At 70.5% G+C, this 14,994-nt stretch carries 13 protein-coding genes; 10 read left to right on the forward strand and 3 right to left on the reverse strand.

What is annotated here, in order from left to right; translation table 11 throughout:
* Positions 1 to 349: 349 nt before the first annotated feature.
* From ABZT04_RS06615 to ABZT04_RS06630, 4 genes are read left to right on the forward strand one after another with little or no spacing between them, the layout of a single operon-like run.
* Complete coding sequence (locus tag ABZT04_RS06615) at positions 350 to 2,845, forward strand: hypothetical protein (RefSeq protein ID WP_356053653.1); 2,496 nt, start codon at positions 350 to 352, stop codon at positions 2,843 to 2,845.
* A gap of 47 nt (positions 2,846 to 2,892) precedes the next feature.
* On the forward strand, positions 2,893 to 4,167 hold the full coding sequence (locus tag ABZT04_RS06620) for a hypothetical protein (protein WP_356053654.1): 1,275 nt from the start codon (positions 2,893 to 2,895) through the stop codon (positions 4,165 to 4,167).
* Positions 4,164 to 5,174, forward strand: coding sequence for a hypothetical protein (locus ABZT04_RS06625; RefSeq protein ID WP_356053655.1), 1,011 nt, complete (start codon positions 4,164 to 4,166; stop codon positions 5,172 to 5,174). Before ABZT04_RS06620 ends, ABZT04_RS06625 begins: the two co-directional genes overlap by 4 nt.
* Complete coding sequence (locus ABZT04_RS06630) at positions 5,171 to 5,725, forward strand: hypothetical protein (RefSeq protein ID WP_356053656.1); 555 nt, start codon at positions 5,171 to 5,173, stop codon at positions 5,723 to 5,725. Before ABZT04_RS06625 ends, ABZT04_RS06630 begins: the two co-directional genes overlap by 4 nt.
* On the opposite strand, the gene ABZT04_RS06635 is transcribed toward ABZT04_RS06630, so the two are convergent.
* Positions 5,664 to 6,035, reverse strand: a complete 372-nt coding sequence (locus ABZT04_RS06635; RefSeq protein WP_356053658.1) for a DUF192 domain-containing protein — start codon at positions 6,033 to 6,035, stop codon at positions 5,664 to 5,666. The genes ABZT04_RS06630 and ABZT04_RS06635 overlap by 62 nt on opposite strands.
* Before the next feature lie 122 nt (positions 6,036 to 6,157).
* Here ABZT04_RS06635 and ABZT04_RS06640 point away from each other — a divergent pair, with 122 nt between their 5' ends.
* Genes ABZT04_RS06640 through ABZT04_RS06650 form a run of 3 tightly spaced genes read left to right on the forward strand, consistent with a single transcriptional unit; the run spans position 6,158 to position 8,437 of the window.
* Positions 6,158 to 6,889 (forward strand): A24 family peptidase, encoded by a 732-nt coding sequence (locus ABZT04_RS06640; RefSeq protein WP_356053660.1) that lies wholly within the window; start codon positions 6,158 to 6,160, stop codon positions 6,887 to 6,889.
* 57 nt (positions 6,890 to 6,946) lie between these two features.
* A complete protein-coding gene (locus ABZT04_RS06645; protein ID WP_356053662.1) occupies positions 6,947 to 7,528 on the forward strand; it encodes a dihydrofolate reductase family protein in 582 nt (193 codons plus the stop codon).
* A 36-nt stretch (positions 7,529 to 7,564) separates the two neighbouring features.
* On the forward strand, positions 7,565 to 8,437 hold the full coding sequence (locus tag ABZT04_RS06650) for an LLM class flavin-dependent oxidoreductase (protein WP_356053664.1): 873 nt from the start codon (positions 7,565 to 7,567) through the stop codon (positions 8,435 to 8,437).
* An 8-nt stretch (positions 8,438 to 8,445) separates the two neighbouring features.
* Here ABZT04_RS06650 and ABZT04_RS06655 read toward each other — a convergent pair whose 3' ends face one another.
* A complete protein-coding gene (locus tag ABZT04_RS06655; RefSeq protein WP_356053666.1) occupies positions 8,446 to 8,976 on the reverse strand; it encodes a DinB family protein in 531 nt (176 codons plus the stop codon).
* A gap of 50 nt (positions 8,977 to 9,026) precedes the next feature.
* On the opposite strand from ABZT04_RS06655, the gene ABZT04_RS06660 reads away from it, so the two are divergent.
* Positions 9,027 to 9,812: a class I SAM-dependent methyltransferase gene (locus ABZT04_RS06660; RefSeq protein WP_356053668.1), complete on the forward strand. Its 786-nt coding sequence runs from the start codon at positions 9,027 to 9,029 to the stop codon at positions 9,810 to 9,812.
* A 765-nt stretch (positions 9,813 to 10,577) separates the two neighbouring features.
* Here the strand turns inward: ABZT04_RS06660 and ABZT04_RS06665 are convergent.
* Complete coding sequence (locus tag ABZT04_RS06665; RefSeq protein ID WP_356053670.1) at positions 10,578 to 11,738, reverse strand: winged helix DNA-binding domain-containing protein; 1,161 nt, start codon at positions 11,736 to 11,738, stop codon at positions 10,578 to 10,580.
* 623 nt (positions 11,739 to 12,361) lie between these two features.
* Here ABZT04_RS06665 and ABZT04_RS06670 point away from each other — a divergent pair.
* Positions 12,362 to 13,135, forward strand: coding sequence for an isoprenyl transferase (locus ABZT04_RS06670; RefSeq protein ID WP_355903549.1), 774 nt, complete (start codon positions 12,362 to 12,364; stop codon positions 13,133 to 13,135).
* 320 nt (positions 13,136 to 13,455) lie between these two features.
* Positions 13,456 to 14,781: a PhoH family protein gene (locus tag ABZT04_RS06675; RefSeq protein ID WP_356053673.1), complete on the forward strand. Its 1,326-nt coding sequence runs from the start codon at positions 13,456 to 13,458 to the stop codon at positions 14,779 to 14,781.
* Positions 14,782 to 14,994: the final 213 nt, after the last annotated feature.

The raw sequence follows: 14,994 nt of genomic DNA on the forward strand, positions 1-14,994 counted from the left end.
ACCTCGTGCTCCTTGTCGTCCAGCCGCATCCTGATCCGGACGGCTTGAGTGATCTGGGACCGGACGAAAACCTGCTCCCAGGCGGGTTCCGTCAACCGCCACTCCGCCAGTAGGTCGCCCTGCTCACCGCCGCCGTAACGGACGAGGCACGGAACCTCGGACCGGTTGAGACCGAGCAACGCCGCCCCGCCACACGGTCGTACCACTCCAGGCCCGCCCAAGACTTGGGTACCGATTTGGGCCCACGGGCCCATCCCGGGCATCCGTCCCGTCCCTAACCTCTGGAAGCTCCAGTGGACTTGTGAGCGAAGTCGAGCGAAGTCGAGCGATGGCAGAGGACGGGGGAGTCATGGCCTCGATCGGGGGAGTCGGAGTCGGCGGGCGTGGTGGGACGGGTGGGCGGCAGGAGATGCCGGTGCCGCTCGCCACCGCGCTGGTGCTGGTGTACGCGCTCCTCGCGGTCACCGTCGTCGGCGGGCTCGGTCTGCTGATGACCGCCGCGTCGTACGACGTGCTCGACGGACAGGTCATCGCCCTCGTCGCGTACGCCGCCGCACCCGGTGTCCTCGGCGGGTGGCTGGCCCGGCGGAGTTGGGAGGGCGGGGTCCGGGTCAGGCTCGGACTCGTCGCCGTACAGGGCTGGTTGATCCTCGGCGGTGTCGTCAACCTCGCCTCCGGATCCGCCCGCGGCGGCCTCCAGCTCTTCCTCCCGATCGTCATCCTCTCCTTCCTGTTCCGCCCGGAAAGCCGTCAGTGGTACGGCCTCGCCAGACTGGAACGCGTCGAGCGCCGCCCGTTCTCCCTGGCCCGGCTGATCCGTTGGCGGCGGGACGAGGGGCAGACGGCGGTCGAGTACGCCGGGTTCATAGCCATCGTCGCCGCCATCATCACCGCCCTGCTCGTCACCGGCCTCGGCACGCAGATCTTCAGCGGCATCCAGTCGGAGGTCTGCAAGGTCACCGGCATGGCCTGCCCGGCTCCGACCGGCGGTACCACGGACGCGACCGCCCAGAACGGCAACGGCAATGGCAACAGCAACGGCGGCTCCACGGGCGGCACCGGAACCACAGACGGCACAGGCACAGATACGGGCACAGGTACGACCACCACCACCGACCCGGGCGACGACAAGAAGGACAAGGACAAAGACAAAGACGACGGCTGCTTCTCCGGCGTCGGTGCCTTCTTCGGCTGCGCAGGCGACCAGGTCAAACAAGTCGGCCAAGGTCTGTTCGTCGACGGTGTCTGGGGCGACCTCACCGGCATCTACGACATGGTCCGCCACCCGATCGACACCGTGAAGGGCATCGGCGACTACGGCAAGCAGCTCGGCGACGACTGGGTGAAGAACTCCAAGGACGCCGGCAAGAAGTGGTCCGACGGCGACTACGGCGGGGCCCTGTGGGACTGGGGCAGTGCCTCGGTGAAGACCGGTGGCACGGTTCTCTACGACGTGTTCATCGGCGACGACGTCGCCAAGGACTGGAAGAACGGCCACAAGACCCGCGCCGTCAGCCACGTCCTCTGGAACGTCGGCTCAATCTTCATTCCGGGCTACGACGGCGCCAAGATCGTCGAAAAGGTCGGCGACCTCGGCAAGATCGGCAAGTTGGGGAAGCTCGGCGAACTCGCCGAGAAGGCGGCCAAGGCGGCGGACGACGCTAAGAAGGCGGCCAAGGTCGGTGACGTGGAGGGCGCCGAGAAGGCGGCCAAGGAAGCCGACGCCGCCGCCGAGGAAGCGGAGAAGAAGGCCGAGAAGACCGGCTGCACGATCGGCGCGCCCAGCCGCCGGATCCCGTACGAGGGCAACGGCCCGAAGAGCGACGGCGGCCTCACCGGTTCCTCCGGCACAGGCACCACCGTCCTCGCCGCCGGCGGCTCCCCGTACGTCGTACTCGCCGAGGACGGCTGCGACGAGGACGCGAAGAAGGAGGCCGAGGAGGCCCGTAAGCAGGCGGACGAGGCCGACGCGGCAGCCCGTACCGCGGACTTGCAACATGCCGCCGACGAGGCGAAGAAGGTCATCACGGATGCCAAGGACAAGGCGAAGACGCCCAAGGGCGACCGGTTCCAGCTCGACGAGAAGAAGATCGACGACCTCGTCGCCAAGGCCAAGGACAGCCCGGACCTGAGCAAGGGGGAGATCGGGAAGGTCGAACTCACCCAGTCCCTCAAGGACTTGGCGGACATGCTGAAGAACACGACCATCGACAGCCAGAGCCGTGGTTCGCTCGGCGGCCCCGTGCTCAGGGCCGGCGACCGCCACCAACTGGCTGAAGCCATGGCTGAGGTGAAGGCCGCGACGCGCGCCGCGGACGACGCCGCCGAGGGCACCAAGGTCTACGCCGGAGTCGGTGCGAAGAAGGGCCGCCAGACGGTGGACATGGGCGACGGCACCACCGCCGATCTCAGCGGCGTCGACGACGCCGACGTGGTCTACAAGGGCAAGGACGGCACCCTCAACGTCGTCGAGGTCAAGAACACGGGACAGGCCGCCACGCAGGCCTCGATCCGTGCCCAGGCCCAGAAACTGGCCGACTGGCAGAAGGCGGACCCCGGCCGCAGGGCCCGCTACGAGATCGAGACGCAGGACGGCTGGGACAAGGTGTTCGACGGCTTCCAGAAGGACAGGAAGACCGGCACCGTTCCGGACGGTACGCCGGCCCAGACCCTCGCCGACAACGGCCTCGACCTGCGCGTCGCCGGTCAGGACATCTCGCCGCAGCAGCTCAGGGCGATGAACGACGCGTGGAGCAGCAAGACTCCGGCCGAACGGCAGGCGGCACGGGACTCGGGCAAGATGAAGGACCCGAAGACCGCCATGCAGTACCTGGGTGTTTCCTGATGCGGCGTGGACACAGCGGACGACGAGAGGAACGGAGCGGCCGGACCGTGACCGCACAACACCTGCTGCCCTCGGCCATGCGTCGGCTGCCGCCCCCGTGGAACGACCTGACCCGGGGGCGGCGGCAGAAGCTGCACGACCTGGCGCACACGGAGACGAACGAGCGTGCCGCTCTCGACGCGCTGGCCGCCGCGCTCGTCGACCCGTCGCCGTCGCCCGCGCGCGTCTGGAGCGATGAGTCATGGGAACTCTACGACCGTATCCGCCAGGAGGCCGGACACCGGCTGGCCCAAGTCATGCCGACGGTGGACCAGTTCACCCGTGAGCGCGTCAGCGCCGTACTGAGGGAATGGGCGGTCACGGCGCGGCCGCCGGTGCCGACCTGGTGGATCGAGGACCAACTCGACCTGATCACAGGTGAGTTGACCCGCGGCGTACTCTCAGGCTGGACCCATGACGTGCTGCACTGGCTCCAACAGCAGCCCTACGACGAGGCAGGTATCGCCGCGGCCGCCGAGCGGTGTGTTGTGAACGGGCTCGCGGCCCACGACGCGGTGAGCCTCCTGCGGCACCTCGGTACGCCCCACGGTGAGCGGTCCTTGCTGCGTCTCGTCCGGGACGGCAGAGTGAGCGAGGACAGTCGCGCCTGGGCGAGGGACTCCCTGATGCTGCTGCGCCGCCCCGGCTATGAGGCCCGCGCACGGCAACCGGCGCAGGCCGAACACCCCCTGCTGCCCCCCGCCGTACGCGAACTCCCCTACAGCTGGGGCGCAGGCTTCCAGTGGCCTGCCGAACTCCCGGAGACCGACGACAACATCACCCACGCCCGCGCGATCCTCCAGGCCGGCGCACCGACCGAGCCCGTGCCCGACCCGGCCCCGGACCCCGACTGGACCGGCGCCGAGGACGAGGAGCCCCCCGCCTGGCTCGAAGTCCGGCAAATCATGCGGGAGTTGATGCCCTACGCCCGTCTGGTCACCCAGGAGCGTATGGCCGAGGCCCTGGAGGAGTGCGCGCTGCTCGGTGTCCCCGGAGTACCGCACGACCCCGACAGCGCGGAGGCCGCGCGTTTCGTCGAGGTGTGGGTGAGGTGGATCGGCGACTGGGTCGCCGGGGAGGTCTTCACCTGGCTCGGCAAATGCGTCGACGACGAGACCCTCGTCACCCCGTGGGCGATGGAACTCGCCGAGCGGTACGCCCGCTACGGCGTCGCCACCGAGCGGGCCGTGGCGATGCTGCGCTGGCACGGCACCGTACCCGCGAGCCGTGAGGCCCTGGCCCGGCTGGTGGCCGAGGGCTTACTGCCGCCGGAGGAGCGATGACCTCCTGGCAGCGGATCGCGGACGTCCTGCGGGAGCGGTACGTCACCGACGTCCTGATCCCGGGACGGATCGACCGGGATGGGACGATCCCCCGCTTCGCCCCGCAGCCGCTCGTCGTCTTCGTCCTCCTCGACGACGGAGCCCTGCGGCTGGAATCGGTCGGGGGGTTCGGCCAGTTGGAGGTCAGGGTGGTCAACTCGGTCACCCTGGACGGTGTCGAACTCTTCGCAGCCATCGAGGAGCAAGAGGAGGACGAACTCGCCCTCGCCTCCCAGAGCGAGCAGCTCTTCGGCGACAGTTGGGACCGCCTCTGCACGACCGTCCGCCCCGTCACGGACGCCGACTCCAGGCCCGAGGAGGGTGTGGTCAAGTGCCTCGCCCTCGAACTGGAGTCCCGTTACTGGCTGTTCTTCGACCCGACGTGGCCCTTCGGCATCAGAGTCGGCAACGCCGAGGACATACGCCGGTGGGAGTCGGAGTACGGAGGGCAGACCGGTACGGCTGATGGGCTGCTTCGGGACATCGACGCGCTGCTCGCCGGACTCCTTCCGACGACCGGGCCGACGACGAGCGAGGGCGATCCGGTCACGGGGGAGTGGACCGCCACGCGAGGCGAGGGCTTCGTGATCGCACCGCTCCTTGTGGGCAGGGCCCTCACCGGTGTGTACGCACCCGAGTGGAACAAGGCGGAGGAGGCTGCTGAGACCCAACTGGCTTCCCTCGTAGGCGAGTTGGATGCGCGATACGGCCCGCACCGCCAAGTCGGCATGCGCGAACCGCTCTTCCGCCACATCGCGGGAACTCCGATGCCCGCCCTCTTCCAAGCATTGTGCGACGAGGATCTGTTGGGCGACCTGACGGTCTGGGGGCCGATCCCCACACGCTGGCTGGCCGTCTCCCTCAACCAGTCCGACGGCGACGCCCCCATGATCCTGTGCGCCGTCGTCGCCGACCACCCGGTCACCGAAGTCCTGCCCGACCCCACTCAACCCGGCCTGGACGGATGAAGTTGTTGGAGTTGCTCCTGGCGAACCTCTTCGTAGTGGCGGAGCCGCACCCCGCCGAACTCCGCCGCGCCCTCGCCGAGTTGCTCGGCCTGCCCGAGGAGGCGGTCGACGTGGCGCACCAGGACTGGGATATGGAAGGCCGTAACTGGGCAGCCCCCGTGCTCTGCACCTACTGCCCGCTGCCGCCGGGCGACCTGGCGCTCTCCCTGGACATCAGCGTCACCGCCTCCGCCGCCGGCGACCTCACGGAGGCGGACCTCGCCCGCGGTATCGCGGCCGGAGTGGGGAGTTCGGTGCTCTACCCCGCGGAGTCGTACCCGCCGAGCGCGTATTGGGCGGCGGTCCCCGACGGGCGCTCGGTCAGGTGCAGCATCGAGCCGATCGAGACGGGGTACGGCACGGACGCCGCCCTCTTCCCGTTCCGCGTGTACGAGACGGCAGAACCGGTGCCGGACCTGCCGCCCCCACCCCACATTCCACCCACTCCGCCTACTCCCTCTCCACCGACACCAGAACCTCCACCCCCACCCTCACCCCCCACCCCGCCATGACCCCCGCCCCCGCCTCCACCACATGCCGCGACCGCAGCCGAGGCAACCCCAGCCGCCCCGGCCTCATCGTGCGGACGGCGATCACCTTCAAGTTCCGGTCCAGGTACGCCACGTCGATCGGGAACCGCATCCGGAAGGTGTGCACGCTGCTCGCCGGTGACAGCAGCATCGCCCCGTCGATGGCGTCCCGGCCGAGCAGCCCCTTCGCGCGGGCCCGGTACGAGGTCGCGAGCTCCAGCGGAACGGTGACCGCGCCCGAGGCCCCCTGCACAACCAGCTTCCCCCGCCCGTCACTCCAGTGTCGTCCCATGTCGGGTCCCCCTCCTGCGCCACAACGGATCCGGTGTCGACCGACCGTATCCACCCGGCAGTGGGCCCCACATGGGCCCACGGACCCATGCCCGCCCGCCGCACCCCGGATATCGTCCCCGCGTGCGCCTGATTCTGATCGTCGTGGGTGCCCTGTGGGGCGCGTGGTCGGGCCTGCTGCTGCCCCGCGCCGCCCACCGCCTCGCCGTGGAACCCGAGGAACCCTGGAGCGGGGAGTGCCCCGACGGTCATCCGATCACCGGCAGGTTCGGCGGGTGGCTGGGTCGGGCCCGCTGCTCCTGCGGTGGCTACGGCCCCAGCACCCCCGCCGTGTCCACCGCGACCGCCCTCATCTGCGCGGCCCTCGCCGCGGCCACCGGCCCCCGCCCCGAACTCGTCGTCTGGCTGCTCGCCGCCCCCGTCGCCGTCCTGCTCGCGCTGGTCGACTACCGGGTCCACCGGCTCCCCGACATCCTCACGCTCCCGCTCGCCGCCGCCACCCTCGCCCTCCTCGGCATCGCGGCCGCGCTGCCCGCCGACGCCGGCTCCTGGCCCACCGCGCTGTTCGGCGGACTCGCCCTCGGAGCCGGGTACTTGGTGCTGTACCTCATCAACCCGGCCGGCATGGGCTTCGGCGATGTGAAGCTGGCCCTCGCCCTCGGCACGGCCCTCGGCTGGTACGGCTGGCCGGTGCTCGTCGCGGGCGCCTTCGCGGGGGTGCTGTACGGCGCGCTCTACGGCCTCGGCATGGTCGCCCTGCGCCGGGCGGGCCGTAAGACTGCGATTCCGTTGGGGCCGTTCATGCTCGGCGGCGCGTTCACGGGCCTGGTGCTGGGCGCGTTCGCGGCGGCGTGAGACGGTGGCGAACCCGCATCCCGGGTAGCGGTCGGCGACGAACGAGGTGATCTGAGCGTGCGGAAGATCAGTCTGATGATGACCATGTCCCTCGACGGCTATATGGAGGGCCCCGACCGCGACATCGGCTGGCACATGGTCGACGAGGAACTCCACCAGCACTTCAACGACACCCTCAGGCCCCTGGGCGCCTTTCTCGACGGCCGTGTCACCCACGAACTGATGGCCGACTTCTGGCCCACCGCCGACGCCGACCCCGAAGCCCCCGCGCCCATCAAGGAGTTCGCCGCCATCTGGCGGGACAAGCCGAAGATCGTGTACTCGCGGACCCTGCCACCCGGCCCCGCCGACTGGAACACGACCATCGTGCCCGAGGTCGTCGCGGAGGAGGTGCGGGCCCTCAAGGAACAACCCGGCGGCGACCTGGGCCTCGGCGGCGCCGACCTCGCCGCCACCTTCCTCCGGCTGGACCTCGTCGACGAGATCAAGGTGTACGTCGACCCCATCCTCCTCGGCCGCGGCAAACCGATGTTCCCCGTCGCCGACACCCGCATCGCCCTCCGCCTCGTCGAGAACCGCACCTTCGGCAACGGGGTCGTGCTGCTGCGCTACGAGCGGGCACGCGACGGCGACGCGTAGTTGTCCGCCGTGCCTCCGACCGGTAGGAAGAGACCCATGACTGGACTCGGCGCGGTGTTCCGGCCCCAACTACCTCCCGAGCGGCTCCGAGAGGTGGTGCGGCTCGCCGACGCCTCGGGGCTCGAAGAGCTGTGGCTCTGGGAGGACTGTTTCCGCGAGGGCGGGATCTCCGCCGCCGCGGCGGCGCTCGCCTGGAGCGAGCGGGTGCGGGTCGGGGTCGGGCTGCTGCCGGTCCCGCTGCGGAACGTCGCCATCACCGCGATGGAGGCGGCCACGCTGTACCGGCTGTTCCCGGGGCGCGCGATCCTCGGCGTCGGGCACGGCGTACAGGACTGGATGGGGCAGATCGGGGCGCGCGTCGAGTCCCCGGTGACCCTGCTGCATGAGCATCTCGACGTGCTGCGCGCCCTGTTGCGCGGCGAGCGGCTCACGACCGAGGGACGCTACGTCCATCTCGACGACGTCGGCCTCGACTGGCCGCCGGACGGTCCCGTCGAGATCCTCGCCGGTGCCGGCGGCCCCCGTACCCTCCGCCTCTCCGGGGCCGCGGCCGACGGCACGATCCTCACCGCGTCCACCGCACCGGACGGCGTCCGCAGGGCCCGTCAACTCATCGACGAGGGGCGGGAGTCGGCCGGCCGCACCGAGCCGCACAAGGTCGTCGTCTATCTCCTCACCGCCACCGGGCCCGACGCCGCCGCCCGACTCCGTGCCGAACTCGCCGACGAGGGACTGGAGTCGGTCCCCGACCTCGGTGTCGCCGGTGACGCGGGCACGGTCGCGAAGGCGGTCGAACGGCTCGCGGAGGCCGGCGCCGACACGGTCGTCCTCCAGCCCACCGGCGACGAACCCGACCCGGAGGGCTTCGTACGCTTCGCGGCGGAGGAGGTCAGGGCGCTGGTCCCCTGACCCGCGCGCTACGCCTGCGAAGACTGATCCGCAGGCCGATGGTCCCCGGCCGCGCCGTCGATGAGCTCCCGCACGATGTCCATGTGGCCCGCGTGTCTCGCCGTCTCCTCGATCAGATCGACCAGCACCCAGCGCAGCGACACCGAGTGCTCGCGCCACACCGGCCGGCCGACCGCGTCCAGCGGCAGTTCCGCGATCACGCGGTCGGCGGCGGCGCGCGCACGGCCGTACAAGGCGACGATCTGTTCGGTCGTCTCGTCCGGCGCGGCCCTCATGTCCTCGTCCTTGTACGGGTCGAACCACAGCGGCTCGACCTCGCGTCCGAAGCTCTCCACGAACCAGCCGTACTCCACCGACGCCAGATGTTTGACCAGCCCGAGCAGACTCGTACCGGACGGCGTCATCGGCCGTCTGACCTGCTCCTCGTCCAGCCCGTCGAGCTTCCACAGCACCGCGTCCCGGACCCGGTCCAGGCTCGCGCGCAGCATCGCCTTCTCGTCGCCGTGGTACGGCATGCCGTCAGCTCCGTCGTTGGCCATGCCTCGGAAATTAGCAGCGCCCACTGACAACGCCCTGCGACCATCGCCCCATGGACAACAACAGGAGCTTCGAGGACCTCGTCGCGGAAGGCGCCGCCGTCCCCACCGAGGGCTGGGACTTCTCCTGGTTCGAGGGCCGGGCCACCGAGGCACGCCCCTCGTGGGGGTACGCGCGCTCGGCCGGGGACCGCCTCACCCGCGCGACGACCGCCCTGGACGTCCAGACCGGGGGCGGGGAGGTCCTCGACTTCGCGCTGGGCCGGGCCGCCGCGCAGCCCCCGATGCTCGTCGCCGCCACCGAGGGCTGGCCGCCGAACGTCGCCAGGGCCACCGCCTTGCTCCGCTCGCGCGGTGTCGTGGTGGTCGCCGCGACCGAGGACGCCCCGCTGCCCTTCGCCGACGCCTCCTTCGACCTCGTCCTGAGCCGCCACCCGGTCCGCGCCAACTGGCCCGAGATCGCCCGCGTCCTGCGCCCCGGCGGCACCTACTTCGCCCAACACGTCGGCCCCCGCAGCGCTGTCGAACTCGTCGAGCACTTCCTCGGCCGTCAGCCGGAGGACGTGAGCAGCGCCCGCGACCCCGAACGCGAACGGACGGACGCCGAGTCCGCGGGCCTCCAGATCGCCGACCTGCGCGCGGAGCGCCTGCGCATGGAGTTCTACGACATCGCGGCCGTCGTCCACTTCCTCCGCAAGGTCATCTGGATGGTCCCCGACTTCACGGTCGAGTCCTACGAGCCCCAACTGCGCACACTGCACGACCAGATCCAGACCAAGGGCCCGTTCGTGGCCCACAGCACCCGCCACCTGTTCGACGCCCGCAAACCGATCGGGTGACTCAGGCGTGAGGCAGGCGTCGCACTGGCCCGGTGCCCCGGGACCGGCCGAAGCACCTCGGCCCCCGCGAGCCGTCCGGTTGCCCGGTGCTTGGCAGCGGTTGGAGCGATCCGGTGCCCGTGAGCCTGCGGCCGGGCCTGTGGTCCGAAGACCGTCTGAGTGCCCCGGCAGTAGCAGGCCTTTGGCTGCCCCGGTGCCCGCCGGCCACCCGACTCACCTCGTGCCTGTGAGCCGCCCGATCGCTTCGGCGCCCGCAGGCCCTCTGAGCGCCCCGGGTCCGTGAGCCGTCCCTGCGTCCGGTGCCTGAGAGGCCCCGGTTGGCTGCGGCGTCCGTGGGCCGCCCGGGTAATTCGGTGCCCAGGAGCCGCCATAGCGCCTCGGCACCTACACGTGCCGTCCGAGTGGTCGCATGTCGGAGTTCCGGGTTCCTGGCCGGCTCGGCGCCCGCGTGCCGTCTGAGCGCCCCAGGGGCCCGCGAGCCGTCCGGCCCGCCCCGGCGTTCGCGAGTCGCCTGAACGATCGGGTGTCCGCAAGCCACCGGCCGGCCCGCGCCCGTGATGCCCCCGGAGCGCCCCGGCTCCGACACACGGCCCGACCGCCCTACCGCCGCCGTGCCTCAGCGAGCCCCCGCCGCCACCGCCCCTGAGCGCCCCCACCGACGCCGAGTCGTCCAAGCACCCCCAGCCGCTCCCGTCGTTCTCCCGCCTGCCCGCATAGCCGTGCCGCCCGACCGCCCTGCACCCACCTCGCCCAAGCCCCCCAACCTCACGCATGCGCCCCAGACTTCACCTCCCCGATCACCAACTCCGCCCGAGCCTCCAGCACTTCACCCACCCGCTCCACCCGCACCCCCAACTCCCGTACCTGCCGCGTCGTGAGCTCCCCCAGGGGCTCCACCGTGACCGTCGTCCGCCGCCCCCGCCGGCGTTGGTGCCAGACCCCCGCGACCACCCCGTCCAGCAGCAGCACGGGGTAGTTGCCGGCCTGGCCGCCCGCCAGGGCCCGTTCGTATGCGGTGCCCGGGAACAGTTTTTCGCGGGGCTGGGCGGCGATGGCGTAGGCATCGAAGTAGGGCAGCAGTCGTACGCCCTGGACCGGGCGGTCGGGGAACTCCGTGTCGCCCGCCGCCACCCACGCGCGGGTGCCATCGAAGTCGACCTCCTCGATGGCGGCCTCGGCGGTGGCGGTCTCGAAGAGGGCCGTCGCCCAAGTGACCGGCGCCGCCAGCCATTTGGCGAAATCCCGTGGGGTCGCCGGGCCGTAGGCGTGCAGGTAGCGGTGGACCAGGGTTCGTAGGGCCTCGGTCGTGGGGAGGGGGGTGAAGCGGGGTGGGCGGGTGTACGTGACTTTGCGGCCTCGGTTCGGGCCGAAGCAGAGGGCGCCGGACTGGCCGGCCCGGTGCAGGACCTGGCGCCAGCGGGGCCACATGTCCTGGAAGGCCGGCATGACGCGGTCGCCCGCCCATGGGCCGGTGCGGGCGACGACCTCCTCGTCCAGTTCGTCGATGGTCAGCGTCGAGTCGGTCAGGGCGTCGGCGATGGCCTCGACCACCTCCGTGGCCTGCTCGTCGGTGAGGCGGATGTCGGGGGCGAACCGGCCCGTGCCCGGGATCGCGGGCAACGCGGCGCTCCACAGGGGCAGTTCGCGCGTGGGCAGCAGATGGACGGTGCCGCGCGGGCCGTGGGTCTTCAGGAGGGAGGCGGGGGAACCGTCGTCCGGACGGAGCGCCGTACGTACGTCCGCCCTGGTGCGGTCCGCCGCCCGCACCCCTACCGACACCTCTGCCGCGGACAGCACTTGCGCATGTGCGCCGAGCATCGCGGACACCACGTCGGCGACCGGTGTGCCGGTCTCGGCCGGTGTGTCCAGGAACTGTCGTTCGAGTCGGCGGGCGCTCGCCCGACTCCACGTGATCGTCGAGGTCATGCCGCGCACGCTAGGGCCGAAGTAGGTCGTACCGCGTCCGCCATACGCGCACCCGATGTGCACGCGGTTTCCACATCGTTATCGAGATCGACTCGCGTCCCGCCAGGCTTCTCACGTAAGTTCAGACCAAGGTAATTCGCGTGAGCAAAGCTGCGCGGTCGGCACCGCGCGGCGGAGGGGGCTGCGCGGTGCCCCTGCCCGTCAAGCGGACGTTCGCTGACGGTGTCACCCATGAGAGTGAAGCGCCGACGCGCGGCGGAAAGCCTCCACGTTCTCCTTGGAATCCGCTGTGAACCAGCCATGATCGGGGCCGGAATCAGGGCTTCCGGACCCCTCGACGCGTTGTCGGCCGACTCCGGAGAGTAGTTGTGGCACGCCGATGCACGCAGCATCACTTACGAAGGGTTATGGTGGAAACCCCCCCTCGGGCCGGTCCGTATCCCCCCCACGGACCGGCCCGATTTTTTGTGCCGTGCGGTGCGGTGCCGCGCGATGCCGTGCGACCCCGAGCCCGACCTTCGTGCCGAACCGGGATGAGCCCAGACACCCCTTGGGGGAACAGGGCTCCAGCGGGGGTAGGCTGCACAGCCGGGGACTGCCATCCACGGAGGGGCTGACAACACGTGAACCTGCGCGACACCCTGCGCCGCCTGCTGGTCAGGTTCTACGTACGCAGGGTGGGAGGCCATCTCGACCACGCCCAGGTGCCCAAGCACATCGGCGTCATCATGGACGGCAATCGACGCTGGGCGAAGGCAGCCGGCTCCACCACCGTCCAGGGGCACCAGGCCGGCGGCGACAAGATCGAGGAGTTTCTCGGCTGGTGCAGCGAGACGGACGTCGAGGTCGTCACCCTGTGGCTGCTGTCGACGGACAACTTCGACCGCCCCGCGGAAGAACTCGGCCCGCTGCTCGGCATCATCGAGAACGTCGTCAGTTCCCTCGCCGCGGACGGCCGTTGGCGCGTGCACCACGTCGGCACCCTCGACCTCCTGCCCTCGCGGATGCAGTCCGTCCTCAAGGAGGCGGAGGAGTCCACCGCGCACGTCGACGGGATACTCGTCAACGTCGCCATCGGCTACGGCGGCCGCCAGGAGATCGCCGACGCGGTCCGCTCGATGATCCTGGACGCCGCCGACAAGGGCACCTCGATGGAGGAGCTCGCCGAGCACGTGGACGTCGACCTCATCGGCAGGCACCTCTACACGGGCGACCAGCCCGACCCCGACCTGGTGATCCGTACCAGCGGCGAGCAGCGGCTGTCCGGATTCATGCTCTGGCAGACGGCCCACTCCGAGTACTACTTCTGTGAGGTCTTCTGGCCGGCCTTCCGCAAGGTCGACTTCCTGCGCGCGATGCGTGACTACGCGGCGCGACACCGGCGTTACGGCGGGTGACGGGCGAGTCGCCCGAGCCCGCCCCGACTACCCCGTTTGGTGCACGCGTAACAAGGAGTTCACCGGGGCGCCGTCATATGCCGTGGCATGGCGGCGCATGTTCGAGGGCATAAGCCAAGCAGGTCGACGCCCGAACCACGGGTGTCGGATCTCAGCGGGTGGCACGGGGCCACCCGCCCGGGAGGCCCTTTGCACCAGCCCGACCGTGCGGTCAGTACGGGCGAGACGGAGGGCCGGTCCCCGGCCCGCGCAATGCGGCCTGGACCGGTCCAGCTCCTCTCCGTCGCTCCCCGACCTCTTCCGAGGGGGTACGTCCTTCCGTGGTGACCAGCACAAAGCGCCGTATGCCTGACCGGCGCACCTATGTTCTCGACACCAGCGTCCTGCTGGCCGACCCGAACGCACTGAGCCGCTTCGACGAGCACGAAGTCGTGCTGCCGATCGTCGTGGTCACAGAGCTGGAGGCCAAACGGCACCATCCCGAGCTCGGCTACTTCGCCCGCCAGGCCCTGCGCCTGCTGGACGAGTTCCGGGTCCGGCACGGTCGCCTCGACGCCCCCATCCCGATCGGGGAACTCGGCGGCACCGTCAGGGTCGAGCTCAACCACTCGGACCCCAGCGTGCTGCCCAGTGGGTACCGCCTGGGGGACAACGACTCCCGCATCCTCGCGGTCGCCCGCAACCTGCAGGCCGAGGGGTACGACGTCACTGTCGTGTCGAAGGACCTTCCGCTCAGGATCAAGGCATCGTCCGTCGGACTCCTCGCCGAGGAGTACCGCGCGGAACTCGCCATCACGGGCTCCTCCGGCTGGACCGGAATGACCGAACTGACCCTGCCGGGCGAACAGGTGGACATCCTCTTCGAGGACGGCCACGTCTACGTCCCGGAGGCGGCCGACCTTCCCGTCCACACCGGTCTCACCATCCAATCCGAGCGCGGCAAGGCGCTGGGCCGGATCACGGCCGAGGGCAATGTCCGCCTCGTCCGCGGCGACCGGGAGGCGTTCGGCATCAAGGGCCGCAGCGCGGAGCAGCGCATCGCGCTGGATCTGCTGCTCGACCCGGACATCGGGATCCTGTCCATGGGAGGCCGGGCAGGCACCGGCAAGTCCGCGCTCGCGCTCTGCGCGGGCCTGGAGGCGGTCCTGGAGCGCCGCCAGCACAAGAAGGTGATGGTCTTCCGGCCGCTGTACGCGGTGGGCGGGCAGGAGTTGGGCTATCTGCCCGGCTCCGAGGCCGACAAGATGGGCCCCTGGGCCCAGGCGGTCTTCGACACGCTGTCCGCGGTCACCAGCCGCGAGGTCATCGAGGAGGTCACCGCCCGCGGGATGCTGGAGGTCCTGCCGCTCACCCACATCCGCGGCCGTTCGCTGCACGACGCGTTCGTGATCGTGGACGAGGCGCAGTCCCTGGAGCGGAACGTCCTGCTGACCGTGCTGTCCCGGATCGGCGCCAACTCACGGGTGGTCCTCACCCATGACGTGGCCCAGCGGGACAACCTGAGGGTCGGCCGCTACGACGGGGTCGTCGCCGTGGTCGAGAAGCTCAAGGGCCATCCGCTCTTCGCGCATGTGACCCTGACGAGGTCCGAGAGGTCCCAGATCGCGGCGCTTGTGACCGAAATGCTGGAGGACGGCCAAATCTGAGCCGTTCCTGACCAGTTGGCGCCGTCCCGCGAAGCCGAAAAGCTTAGCGGGGCGGCGCTTTCGCGTCCCGCTGTTTCTCCAAATCCCAGGGGGCAAACGGGATGTGAGCTTTCACACGCAACTCAGAATTGCCACCCGGCGTCCGGTTACGGCAGAGTCTCACTCCTGTCAGGCCCCGCATACGACACACGTGTACCCCCAGCGGTACGCACC

The organism is Streptomyces sp. NPDC005492, assembly GCF_040605995.1.
GTDB lineage: Bacteria > Actinomycetota > Actinomycetes > Streptomycetales > Streptomycetaceae > Streptomyces.

Excerpts from the sequence above, each read along its gene's own strand:
- ABZT04_RS06615 (WP_356053653.1), top strand. The coding sequence starts at position 350 with ATGGCCTCGATCGGGGGAGTCGGAGTCGGCGGGCGTGGTGGGACGGGT.
- ABZT04_RS06625 (WP_356053655.1), top strand. The coding sequence starts at position 4,164 with ATGACCTCCTGGCAGCGGATCGCGGACGTCCTGCGGGAGCGGTACGTC.
- ABZT04_RS06630 (WP_356053656.1), top strand. The coding sequence starts at position 5,171 with ATGAAGTTGTTGGAGTTGCTCCTGGCGAACCTCTTCGTAGTGGCGGAG.
- ABZT04_RS06635 (WP_356053658.1), bottom strand. The coding sequence starts at position 6,035 with ATGGGACGACACTGGAGTGACGGGCGGGGGAAGCTGGTTGTGCAGGGG.
- ABZT04_RS06650 (WP_356053664.1), top strand. The coding sequence starts at position 7,565 with ATGACTGGACTCGGCGCGGTGTTCCGGCCCCAACTACCTCCCGAGCGG.
- ABZT04_RS06655 (WP_356053666.1), bottom strand. The coding sequence starts at position 8,976 with ATGGCCAACGACGGAGCTGACGGCATGCCGTACCACGGCGACGAGAAG.
- ABZT04_RS06660 (WP_356053668.1), top strand. The coding sequence starts at position 9,027 with ATGGACAACAACAGGAGCTTCGAGGACCTCGTCGCGGAAGGCGCCGCC.
- ABZT04_RS06665 (WP_356053670.1), bottom strand. The coding sequence starts at position 11,738 with ATGACCTCGACGATCACGTGGAGTCGGGCGAGCGCCCGCCGACTCGAA.